7 protein-coding genes and 1 pseudogene are annotated in these 12,082 nt (G+C 61.4%); 1 reads left to right on the top strand and 7 read right to left on the bottom strand.

All coding sequences use genetic code 11. The features are described 5' to 3' along the window. The 3 genes and pseudogenes from NZ585_07415 to NZ585_07405 all read right to left on the bottom strand — a co-directional run. Positions 1–372 (bottom strand): myosin kinase (locus NZ585_07415; GenBank protein MCS7079864.1); only part of this gene is annotated, 372 nt, incomplete at its 3' end. A gap of 972 nt (positions 373–1,344) precedes the next feature. Beyond that, positions 1,345–2,067: pseudogene (locus tag NZ585_07410) on the bottom strand (AAA-like domain-containing protein). Between the two features lie 307 nt (positions 2,068–2,374). Further along, positions 2,375–4,492, bottom strand: a complete 2,118-nt coding sequence (locus NZ585_07405; GenBank protein MCS7079863.1) for a molybdopterin oxidoreductase family protein — start codon at positions 4,490–4,492, stop codon at positions 2,375–2,377. A 125-nt stretch (positions 4,493–4,617) separates the two neighbouring features. Here NZ585_07405 and NZ585_07400 point away from each other — a divergent pair, with 125 nt between their 5' ends. Continuing rightward, positions 4,618–5,301, top strand: coding sequence for a TRAP transporter TatT component family protein (locus tag NZ585_07400; GenBank protein ID MCS7079862.1), 684 nt, complete (start codon positions 4,618–4,620; stop codon positions 5,299–5,301). A gap of 474 nt (positions 5,302–5,775) precedes the next feature. On the opposite strand, the gene NZ585_07395 is transcribed toward NZ585_07400, so the two are convergent. The 4 genes from NZ585_07395 to NZ585_07380 form a co-directional block, all read right to left on the bottom strand. Then, the gene (locus NZ585_07395; GenBank protein ID MCS7079861.1) at positions 5,776–7,299 is read right to left on the bottom strand and encodes a response regulator; all 1,524 of its coding nucleotides are present in this window, start codon (positions 7,297–7,299) and stop codon (positions 5,776–5,778) included. Positions 7,300–7,460: 161 nt separating this feature from the next. Then, positions 7,461–8,981 (bottom strand): DUF4388 domain-containing protein, encoded by a 1,521-nt coding sequence (locus NZ585_07390; GenBank protein ID MCS7079860.1) that lies wholly within the window; start codon positions 8,979–8,981, stop codon positions 7,461–7,463. A gap of 72 nt (positions 8,982–9,053) precedes the next feature. Beyond that, entirely contained in the window at positions 9,054–10,727 is a 1,674-nt protein-coding gene (locus tag NZ585_07385; GenBank protein MCS7079859.1) for an SUMF1/EgtB/PvdO family nonheme iron enzyme, read from the bottom strand. Between the two features lie 201 nt (positions 10,728–10,928). Beyond that, positions 10,929–12,023, bottom strand: a complete 1,095-nt coding sequence (locus tag NZ585_07380; protein MCS7079858.1) for a peptidyl-prolyl cis-trans isomerase — start codon at positions 12,021–12,023, stop codon at positions 10,929–10,931. Positions 12,024–12,082: the final 59 nt, after the last annotated feature.

Below are 12,082 nucleotides of genomic sequence, written 5' to 3'. Positions count from 1 at the left end.
GTCCCAGATGACGGCGGTCTTGTCGTCGCTCCCCGTCACGACCCGCGTCCCGTCCGGCGCGAACGCCACTGAGGTCACTGCGTACTTGTGTTCCCCTTCCAGCTTGACAAGCGCCTGCCCGCTCGCTGTGTCCCAGATAATGGCGGTGTTGTCAAAACTCCCCGTCACGACCCGCGTCCCGTCCGGCGCGAACGCCACCGACCACACTCTATCTTTGTGCCCTTCCAGCTTGACCAGCGCCCGCCCGCTCGCCGCGTCCCAGATGACGGCCGTGCCATCCCAACTCCCCGTCACGACCCGCGTCCCGTCCGGCGCATACGCCACCGAGGTCACCCCATCCGTATGCTCCAGCGCCTGCTCCTTGAACGCCATTACCTGCAGCGGCTGTCCCTTCGGCGGCAGCGCCCACTCCACCGCCCGCGCCAGATGAAACCGCACCTCAACGTCATCCCCCAACCCCTTCTCCGCCCGCAGCCGGTACGCCTCACTCAACCACACCGCCGCACGCTCCCACTTCCGCTCCCGGTAGTCTTCCAGCCCGCGCTGGTACAGCAGCCGCGCCTGCGACCCCGCCGCCTCCCGCGCGCTCCGCCGCGCCGCCTCCGTCTGCTCCCGCTCCGCCTCCCGCGCCAACTCCGCCGCGTTCTTCGCCGCCACCGCCTCCTTGGTCCGGCTCTCCGCCAGCTTCTGTTGCTCCTCTGCTCGCTGCCGTTCCCGCTCCGCCCGCGCGCTCTCCTCCCGCACCTGCTTCAATGCCGCCTCTGCCCGATCCCGCTCCGCCGCCACTTGCTTCAACGCCGCTTCCGCTCGCGCTCGCTCCGCTTCCGCCCGATTCCGCTGTGCCACCGCTGCCACAGCCAACACCCCCAGTGCCGCCACCACCAACAGGGCTACGCTTGCCGCCTGCAACCGCCCCTTCACCACCGCCGCACGCTGCCGCTTCACCTCCCACTCCGGCAAACTCCGCTCCACCCACTCACCGTCAAACACCCGCCCGTACACCCGATTCCGCACCACCAACCGCCCGCCCACACTCTTCACCACCCCTGCCAGCTTCAGCGCCTCCACCACCGCATCGCCCGCCTCGTCCCGCACCGCCTTCCCAGCCCACACCCGCCGGTACAATCCCAACACCTCCACCACGTCCTGCCCGTGAACCTCACCCCGCACCAGCCGATCCCGCACAAACACCAAGTTGTCCTCCGTCTCCCGCGCCCCACTCTCCAAAAACAACCGCTCACACGCCCTGTCCACATCCCCAACCGTCGCCCCACCACCGCGCGCCGCCACCTCCCGACACAACCGCTGCGTCAAATACGGATGCCCGCCCGTCCAGTACAGCACCCGCCGCAACAGCCGCTCCCCAGCCGCGCCCCCGCCGCCCAGCCCACGCGCCAACACCCGCGCCTCCTCCCACCCAAAATCCCCCAACTCAATCCGCCGCCCAATGTTGAACGGCGTCAGCCGCGCGTCCCGTATCAAGTCCGACGGCCGCGCCACCCCGAACAACCCAAAACTCAACCGCTCAAACGCTTTGTCCTCCACCCGCCGGTTGTAAAACTCTCGTATCCCCGCGAAAAACTCGTCCGTCGCAAACGGCAAGCTCCGCACCACGTCGATCTCGTCCACCAGCACCACCAGCGGCTCGCGCACCCGCTCCAGCACCACCTCCCGCAGCGCCCCAGCCCACTTCGCCCACGGTCCGAGGTCTTTGTGGGCGAACCAGAACTCGTCCAGTTCGTCTTCAAGCCCGGTTCGTTCGCCCAAGCGCGTCAGCAGGTTCAAGTACCACTGTTCGGCGGTGACGTTTTGCCCGATGCTGGTCAAATCCAGCGTCACGACTTGCCGACCGGCGGCGCGCAGGCGGGCGGCGGTGCGCGTCATCAGCGAGGACTTGCCCATTTGGCGGGCGGTGAGGACGTAGCAAAACTCGCCGGCGGCGAGGGCGGCGAAAAGCTCGTCGTCGGCGTGGCGGGGGACGTAGCTGGGGGCGTCGGCGGGGAGCGTGCCGCCGGAGATGAAGAACTCGTGGGGTGGGATGGAGGATGGGGCGAAAGAGACGGACATTGGGGCGAACCTCCGAGCTTGGCGCGGGGCGCGCCGGGGCCGCGCGCGGCAGTGGGCGGCGCGCGCCCGGCCGTGTGGGACGCCCGGCCGGGTTAGGTTGGGGTCGCGTGGTGGTGCGGAAAAGATACGGATGTGTTGTGGTTTTGTACAGTCGGGGGCGTCGGGGACAGCAATGGGGAAGCTGAGACACAGCCTGCGCAGCAGGGGATAGTACAACCGCCAGAGACGCTGGTGGTGACGCTGAACGCCGAAGAGCAGGCTGCCGATATGCTTGGTTTGGAAAGCGCACTGATACGGCAGAGTGTCGCTACGACTTTGTGGCGAACGAACCCAGCGGTTCAACTTCCACCAGAACGTCGTAAAACGTTGCGCCTGCTCCTAGGTCGGTAAGCGCCTGCCCGGTAACAGCGTTGACGTTCCGCCCGTCGGGACTGAATTTTGCCCACCAGATACCGGGCGCGTAGGCGACGCTTGGCCGAATCCGCTTGGAAACCCGCGCCCGGACGCAAAATGCCCCGCGGTCGTTGAATACCCGCACCATTTGTCCATCGGCGATCCCGCGTGGCGCGGCGTCTGAGGGATGCAGCTCCACAATCGGCTCTTTCTCGACGCGCCGCAGGGAGTCTTGATTGACAAATGTTGAGTTGAGGAAGTTGTGGGCGGGCGGTGAAATCAACGCTAGCGGATACCGTGCGGCCAACGCCCGGTTACTTAGTGCATTCTCACGCGGCGGAATGTAGGTCGGGAGCGGATCTATCCCCTGCCGCGCTAGGCTCTCCGAATAAAACTCGCACTTACCAGAGGGTGTGAAAAAACCGCCTTCAGCGAAGGGCGCAAATGGCGTCGGAACATTGAGCCGCACATAGCCTTCCGCGCGCAAGCGCTCAAAGGTGACGCCTTCCATCCACGGATGGCGCACATCCAGCACAGCACGAATCAACTGCTCATCGCTTTCTTGAAGTTCCGGCTCATCGTAGCCCATCGCTTGCGCCAGCCGGCGAAACACATCCGAGTTGGATTTCGCTTCGCCCAACGGGGCAATCGCCGGCTCGTTGAACATCAGCGAAAGATGGCCGTAGGGTTTGACGACATCCATGTGCTCAAGCTGCGTCGTCGCAGGCAACACAATGTCGGCGTAATCGGTCGTGTCGGTGAAAAACTGCTCGTGAACGACCGTAAACAGGTCTTCGCGCCGCAAACCGGCAAGCACCTGATTCTGGTCGGGCGCAATCGCCGCCGGGTTTGAGTTATAGACGTAAAGCGCCATCACCGGCGGATCAAAACCGGCCGGACGGCCTTGTTCATCTCGATTCGTCAGCGCCTCGCCAAGGCGTGTCATGTTGATGACGCGCGTACCGGGCGGAATCCAGTCCGGGCGCTCCAGCGCTGCGTAGTTGAGGGGAAACGTTCCTGAAGTCGAAAGCAGAATGCCGCCTGCCGGGCGCCGCCAAGCCCCCACCAAAGCAGGCAAACAGGCAATCGTGCGCACCGCCATGCCACCGCCGGCGTGCCGTTGCAGACCGTAGTTAATGCGAATCGCAGCCGGCTGCGTCCGGGCGTACTCACGCGCCAGCCGAATAATGGTTTCCGCTTCCAAGCCGACTATCGGCGCAACTTCAGCCGGAGCGTAGGCTTGCAGTCGTTCCCTAAGCGCGTCAAAACCGACCGTGTAGCGGGCGACGTAATCAGCGTCGTACAGGTTTTCGTCCACAATGACGCGCATCATGGCGAGCGCCAACGCCCCGTCCGTGCCCGGCAGCACCGCCAGGTGTTCGTCCGAAGCCGCCGCCGTACGGGTTCGGTACGGGTCAATTGTGACGACGCGCGCGCCGCGCTTTTTCGCCTCCAACACGTAACGCCACAGGTGCACATTCGAGGTAACGGGATTGCTGCCCCAGATGAGAATGAACTTCGCTTCGGCAAAGTGACAGGCCTCCATGCCGATGCTCGCGCCGATAGTCGCCTTGTAGCCGGCCGCGCCCGCCGTCGCACAGATGGTTCGCGCCAGCAGCGACGCCCCCATCCGGTGGAAAAAGCGCCGATCCATGCCTTGTCCCTGTACCAGCCCCATCGTCCCGGCGTAGCTGTAAGGCAGAATGCACTGGGGGCCATACTTGGCAATGAGTGATTTCCAGCGGTCGGCGATTTCGGCGATGGCTTCGTCCCACGTGATGCGTACGAACTTCGCTTCGCCCTTGCGTCCGGCGCGGCGCAGCGGGTGAAGAACACGACGTGGGTCGTACACTCGCTCAAGATACTTGGACACCTTCGCGCATAAAAAACCCGCCGTGTCAGCATGACCGGCGTCGCCTTCGACCTTGACGGCACGACGGTCAGGACCGTCGCCCTCAACCGTCACCGCAATGGCGCAGGTATCTGGGCAATCATGGGGACATGCGGCATGAATCACCTTCAGAGACCTCATAACAACCTCAGCCGGTGTTGTCGGCGCACTTGCAAGACAAACCCTACGCTCAAAATGACGCGCCTTTTGCTATAGTTTGACTATACTCTCGAAAACCTGTCATCTCGTACAGCGCCGGAGCCGCCATGAAGCACAAAGCCGTCTTTGCCAAAGTCCGCAAGCTCATCAATGAACGTGAACTGGCCGACGACCATCTGGACCAGGCGGAGGACGCCTTGACCGCCCTGCTGGAAAAGGATCGTCAGTGCGATTGGGCCTACGGGTTGCTAGCGGAGATTCAATACTGGCGGGGTGAGCTGGCCGCGCCAAAAGACAAGCTGGCGCTGTTTGAGCAGGGCGTCGAATACGGCGAAGCCGCTATCGCCATCAATGAAAACTCCCTCGAAGGCAACTTCTGGCTGGCGGTCAACTACGGGATGTATGGCAACGAAAAGGGCATTTTGAAAAGTCTGTCGCTCATTAAACCCATTCAGCGGTGCGCCGAGCGCGTTATCGAGATTGATGAGTCGTATTTTTATGGCGGCCCGTGGCGGGTGCTGGGGCGTGTTTATGACAAGGTGCCCGGTTGGCCGGTCTCCATTGGCGACAAGCGCAAGGCATTGGAATGCTTCGAAGCGGCGCTGGAGTTCGGTCCGAAGTTTTACCTCAACCACCTCTACATGGCGGAGTGCTGCCTGTCACTGGGTGATAAGAAAAGGGCAAAGCATCATCTCCAGTGGGTGTTAGACGCGCCGCTTTCAAAGAACCACGAACGGGAAGACGAAGGCTACAAGCGTGAAGCCCGTGCGCTGCTCAAGAAAATCAGCTAGAGCAGTTCGTAGGCGGCGGCGACGCCTCCCCAAGCCTGCAGAGCGGCCGACACAAAGCCCTTCCTTGCCCGTGGCGGGCGAGGGCAAACCGGCGCACATTCCTTCCAAGCAAGGCAGCGGCGCGCTTTGTGAAACGTAAGGAGCGAGCGGGGCGGCGCTCCGCCCTAGCCGCAAGCCGCTCCGCGCGCAGCTCAAAAAACCTTGTGCGCGTGAGCGGTTCGCATTTTACGGCGGAACACAGCAGCCCGCGCAGCAGTGGGAAAGGCAGGCTTCTATGCGCCCTATCCGGTGGGAATGGCGGCGCATCGCCTGCTGTCCATACATGCTGGAAGGCTGGTGGCCGCCAACACTTGTCAACTGCTACGCCTAGGTTATGGCGTCAGACCTTTTTCGGAAACTGCCTAAGCCCATGCGCTAGCCCACCCGCTGGGACGCGGCGGGGAAGTAGGCGCGTCGGTCAGCATCTGTCACAGGCTACAGTTCAACGACCTGACCCGGCACAAGCAGCTTCTGCGCGATGAGCTCCTGCACTAACAGCAGCGTTTCCAGATCATCGCGCAGTTCCTGACAACACTCGTCAAGTGTGCGCGTACCATCAAAAAGTTGGCGGACACGCTCAAGGTTGGCGACAAACTCGCCCTCTTGGGCAATTTGTTCGGCAATTTCCGGCGCACGCTCAAAGCCATCGCCACAGATGAACGTTTGGTCGCGGTTGGGAAGTTCGGCGATGAGGTGTTCGACTTCATCAAAGCGCCGGAATGCCTCCATGAGCAACTGCTGCGGGCTGAGCTTGACGACCGCCTCGCGGTTCACAGGAATCGAACGGAACGTAAAGGTTCCGCTCGTCCAGCCGACGAGGCGGAAAAACGCCCGTTCCGCGCGCGCCGCCCCATACTCCACATCCACAATCCAGCCGTCCCGAAAATACAGTTTCGCTTCTTCGCTCTGCTGCATCAGCAGCAGCAGCCCTGTCCGCCGACCAGTCTCCAGCATCTGGACGACTTCAGCCAAACTGACCTGCGCCAACTTGCCCTGCAAATCCACCGGCGGACGAATCCGCTTCAACAGGCGCTTGACGCGGTGGCGCACTTCCATCGGACGGAATGGTTTTGACCAGTAATCTTCAACGCCCATTTCAAAGGCGGCCATCCGTTCGGCTTCGCTGTCCGCCGAGGATAAACACACAAACGGCACATGCGCCTGATCGGGCTGCGAACGAAGCCATTCAAACAACTGGCTGCCGTCCATTTCGGGCATGTTGAGATCGCTAATAATGAGGGCTGGCTGGTGGGTTTTGATCAATTCGCAGGCTACGCGGCCGTTGGGGGCGGACAGCACCGGCGTCCCCAGCGTCCGCAGACTGGTTTCAAGCACGTTTAGAATCCCCGGCTCATCGTCTACGATGAGCACGGTCAATTCCGGGAAGTACTCTTCGGGATCACGCACCGTCACCTGCTTGCGTTGCCATGTTCCTTGAACGCTCCCGACCGTTGTCACATTATCGGCTTCTAGTCCGGCCAGAAGTTTCAACTCTCGCCGATAGAGGATGTCCTTCTGCCCTAGTTCGGGCATCAGGTTGACGAAATCGGCCGCGCGCGTTTGGTCGCCGATCTCCATCAAATACTCGACAATCTGCTTGGCGCGTCCGAAGGCTTCGTCAAACCGCCGCAACCGCAGGTTGGTTTCAAACAATCGGCGCCAGATGTCGAGCCGCATCTCACCGGAGGCGAGCCGTTCCGCCTTGCGGTAGTACAGCATGCCCTGCTCGAACTCCTGACGCTCAAGGTGGATGGCCGCCGCCCGAACCATGACCTCACAGGCTTTCTGTGGCTCGCCGCGTTCCTGATACAGTACGCTCAGTTCGTGCAACGCAGCCAAGTTGCGCGGCTCCTGCGCCAACTCACGTTCGTGTCGCTCAATAGCGCTGTTGAGCCGGGCATTGTCGAGCATGCCAGCAACCTGCGCGCGGGCGTTCAGAATGCGATCAAACAATCCCATGGCTACCTCTCTTCACTCTTGGTCGCAGTGAGGAAGCGGCGCAACCAGAAATAGCCTGTGTTTCCCACCGCGTCAGCCGTGACGCCTTGCAGCAGGTACAGGGCCTGTCATCGTGAACCAACACATATACATTGGTTGCTATCATGCCTGATTGAAGTTAGCTACGGCAACGTTGAGCGTGGAACAAGCAAACCCTGTTCAAGCAGTTCACGAACCAACAACAACGTTTCAAGGTCGTCTCGCAGCGCCTGACAGCAGGCTTCCAATGTCCGCGTCCCATCAAAGAGCCGGCGGATGGTCGCCAGCGCGGCGGCGAACTCCCCACCTCGCGTCATCTGCTCGGCGATTTCGGGATTCTCGTCAAAGCCCGGCTTGCAAACGAAAACCTCTTGTTGACGCGGTAGGCTCGTCAAAACCCGCTCGACCTCATCGAACCGACGAAACGCTTCCATCAACAACTGCTGCGGCGAAAGCTGAATCACCCGCTCACGCAGCATCGGCATGGCGCAGAAGGCGAAGTCCCCGTTCGTCCAACCGACTAGACGAAAGACCGCCCGCTCGGCGGATAAATCGCCGCACTCAGCATTGAGGATCACGCCGTCCCGGAAGTACAGGTAGGCCTGCTCACTGCCGGACTCAATCGTGAGTAAGCCCGTGCGACGGCCGGATTCCAAAATCTGAATGATTTCCGCTAGATTGACTTGTGACAGCCTGCCCTGAAAATCCACTGGCCGCCGAATCCGGCGCAAAAGATGTTTGACCCGGTAGCGGATTTCCGTCGGATGAAACGGCTTCGTCCAGTAGTCTTCGACGCCCAGCTCAAACGCCGCCACCCGTTCAACGTCAGAGCCGATGGCAGAGAGGCAGACAAACGGGACGCGGGCGTACTCCGGTTGCGACTTCACCCACTCGAAAAACTGGCTGCCGTCCATCCCCGGCATAGCAAGGTCGCTAATGATGAGCGAAGGCGCGTAGCGCTTAACCTTCTCGCAAGCGATGTGGCCGTTTGAAGCCGTGACAATGCGCGCGCCCAAGGTGCAGAGGGACGTTTCAAGCAACTCCAGCACCTGCGGGTCGTCATCCACAATCAGAATCGTTTGTCCCGGAAAATACTCATCAGCACTGCGTTGGGTGGTGGACGCCCGCCGCCATGTCCCGGCGGCGACGCCGCCGCCGGCGGCCTGACGCGGCGCAATACCAGCGATGCTTTCCAAAACCTGCCGGTATTCAGCGTCCCTTGCTCCCAAGTCCGGCAAAGCGGCCAAGAAGGCGCTAGCGCGCTTGAGGTTGCCGCGCTCAACCAACGCCTCCACAATTTGTTTGGCGCGCTCAAAAGCCTCGTCGTTGCGGCGCAGCTTGTAGCTTAGGTGGAACAGTTTGTGCCACAGGTCAAGACGGAGGTCGCCGGAGGCGAGGCGTTCCGCTTTGCGGTAGTTGATAAGCGCCTGTTCGGCGTCGCCGCGCTCCACAGCCGCCTCGCCAGCCCGACAGAAGGCGTCGCAGGCTTTCTGATTCTGCCCCTGTTCCTGATAGAGTCGCCCAACTTCCTGAAGCGTTGGCAGATGCTTGGGATCGGACTGCAGTATCCTTTCACACTGCTCAATCGCCGCCGCCAGCGCCACGGCATCTTGAACAGTCGCTACTTGGTCGCGTGTGCTTCGGATGTGATCAAACAGTCCCATGACGGTGCGGCCCCGGATGGCAAAATTTTGGTTAGCGCCGTCGTTCCCAACCGGCCGCAGCGCCACGCCGCCCTAATGTTTGGCGCGCACCACGCGGAAACCGCCGTTGAACCAGTAGTTCAGTGTGGGGTCGAACCGAAAACGCGCGGTCGGCCGGCACGGTACCGTACTAAAGTACCATGAACAACCGCGCAAGACCTTGTGCGTGCCACGGGGTGCGCCTTTTGGATTGGTTTGCGGCTCAGATGGATAGGGGCCGTACCAATCCGCGCACCACTCCCAGACGTTGCCCATCAGATCATAGATTCCCAACGCATTCGGCGGGCTTGTGCCGACTTCGTGCGGCGCGCCGCCGCTGTTGTAGCTATCCCACCCAATCGGACTGTTGCGGGCGACGTACTCCCATTCGGCCTCGGTCGGCAGGCGGTAAAGATCGCCAGTACGTTCGCTGAGCCAGATGCAGTAGGCATTAGCGTCGTCCCAACTGACACGCACCACTGGGTGGTTCGGGTAGTCAAGGAAATAGTTGCGCAACTTGGGAAAGTTCGGCTCTTCGGGGTACGGCCGGCGCGTTGCGTCGCAGAAAGCTTTGTACTGGGCGTTGGTGACTTCGTACTTGCCAATCTCAAAGTCGGAAAGCGTCACGCGGTGTACTGGCTGTTCGTCGGGTTGGCCGTTTGGGTCTCCCATGGTGAACGTCCCACCCTTGACGGCTACAAGAGGCGGCAAGGGAGCGGCGACGTCTTCCGGCGGAGCAGTCGGTGTCAGCTTAGGACGGTTCACCGTCGTCGCGCCCTGACGCAGCGCCTCGATGTTGGGGCGCGTCGCCGCGCTTTGCCCGCCGCCGAGCCGGAACTTGGCGACGATGCGGTACGTCGCCAGACCAATGACCAGCAACAGTAAGCAACTCATCCCGGCCAAAAAGAACCTGAAGCCCTTGCCGGTGGGTTTTTCGCCCGTTCCGCTGAGATCGGCGAACGCTTGCGCCAAACCGTCCACAAAGCCAGTGGGAGCGGTGGGGGCGGCTGGCGGCGAGGTGCGCCGCATGGCGGCTTCGTTGACGACAAAGCCAGTGCGCTCCGAGACGACTGGTAGGCTGCGTCGCGCCAATGTCGCCCGCGTCTCACGCCGTACTGGGGCCGTCTCGGCCGGCGGCGCTGGCTCGCCGGCGGTTTGGCGCGGCAACGCTGACGGAGCAGAAGCAAGCGACGGGGTAGGCGGAGGCATCGGTTCGGACGACGGCTCTAGCAGCGCCAGTAGGTCTCGAATGCGTTTCGCCCGACTTTGTTCATCGCGAGCCGTAGCTAGAGCAACCAACCGCGCAATCTCCACTGACACGGACAGATGGACGCTGCGCGGATCGGGGACGGGCGGCAGTTCTGAAGCCTCGTCGAAATCCGTACGGAAGTTATAAGTGGAACGGCGTTCCGGCGTCGGTTGTCCAGTGGCAAGCTGGTATAGAATCACGCCCAGTTGGTAAATGTCTTGGCGGATACCCTGCGCGACTTCCTCCGGCGTTGGCGACTTCGCCACCAACCGTGACTGCGGGATGCCACAATCAAGCACGCGCGGCGGTTGGTCGGCGCTGAGAATGATGTTTTCAATACGCAGTTCACGGCCATAAAAGGCACATTGCTCGTGCATGCCGTCCACAATCCGGGCGATGCCGAGAAACAATGCCAAGACTTCCTGATTGGGCAGCGGCCCGCCGTAGGCTTTGAGATAGTCGCTTAGGTTTCGGTTCATAGCCGCAGTCTCAGGCGCAGCTGGCGGAGGATCAAGCGCAGTCGGCATAAGTTTCTCACTGTCAGGGAAGGCTCTGGAGAGGACGTACTTCCAATCTACGTCTCCGAGAAAGCGTACTCAAGCATACACTTTAAGCGCACGTACACCCTTAGGAACACAGGAGTGAACCTTGCAGTCGCGCCAGCGTCGGCTTGAAGGCGGCTAGCCCTTTTTCTGTTCCCCGGCCGCAGCTTCAGCGTCCTCGGCTTTTTCCGCCTCAATCAGTACGTTGCGGTACGGCTCGGCCAGCCGAATGAGCGCCTTTGCCCGCAAACCCCGTAGGTATTCCTTGACTTTGGCGTCTGCGCGTCGCTGAGCAATGAGACGCTTGACCAGTTCACGCACTTCCACAAACGGCTTGACCGACGGCGGCCGCCGTGCGTCCAACCGCAGAATCTGGTATGCCTTTTCCAGCTTCAAAATGGGCGTGATTTCGCCCGGCTTAAGCTTATCAAGTTCGGCTTTGAACTCTGCAGCCAGTTGATCTTCCTTGTAGGGCGGGAGCTTGCCGCCCGCAGCGCGCGAGGCGCGTTTTTCGTCAGAAAACTTCTGCGCCACTTCGGCGAACGGCTTGCCAGCTTTGATTTCAGCGTACGCCTGCCGCGCTCGCGCTTCGGCGGCCAGCTGGGTTTCGGGTGTAAAGGCGATATAGATTTCGCTGATCTCCAGTTCGCCAGGTTCCGTGAAATCGGCCGTATGGGTGCGATAGTATTCCTCCGCCTCCCGGTTCGTCACCTGTTCAAGCAATACGCTATAGACATCCTGCCCATAAACGGCCTGACGCAGGAACTGGCCACGGTAACTGGCGCGAATGTCCTCCATCGAAAGCCCCTGCCGCTCCATAGCGGCGCGACAAGCGTCCAGATTTTCGAGGTTGTTTTGCTTGCACAGTTCAAGGATTGTCGCGTTAGTTTGCGCCTCGATTTCCGGCATGATGCCCATTTCTTCCGCCCGTTGGGCGATCAAACGCTCGTCAATCAGACTAACAAGTAGGCGCGGCTGCAAACGGGTGAAAACCTCCTCCTGTTTGGCTGGGTCGTTTGGGAACTGCTCCTGAAGATCGCGCCGCAAAGCCCGCTCCGCTCGCTGCAGCATCGAACGGGTGATAAGGTCTTTGTTGACGCTGGCCAGCGTTTCATCAATCACGATGGCTTCCTGGGCGGAAGCCGTCATTCGGCTGACCAGCGGCAAAGCGCCAACGCCAATCAGTAGACCGCAGCCTACCACCCACCACCCGGCATGAGTTTTGTCCCTCACGTGAGAACTCCCGTACCAGAAGGTTTTCCGTCAGCGATGGTCGCACGGAGCGGCCGTCG

It is taken from the genome of Chloracidobacterium sp. (assembly GCA_025057975.1).
In the GTDB taxonomy this organism is placed as follows: Bacteria; Acidobacteriota; Blastocatellia; order Chloracidobacteriales; family Chloracidobacteriaceae; genus Chloracidobacterium.
The sequence above is the reverse complement of the archived record's forward strand: the minus strand, read 5'-3'. Positions and strand labels throughout refer to the sequence as shown.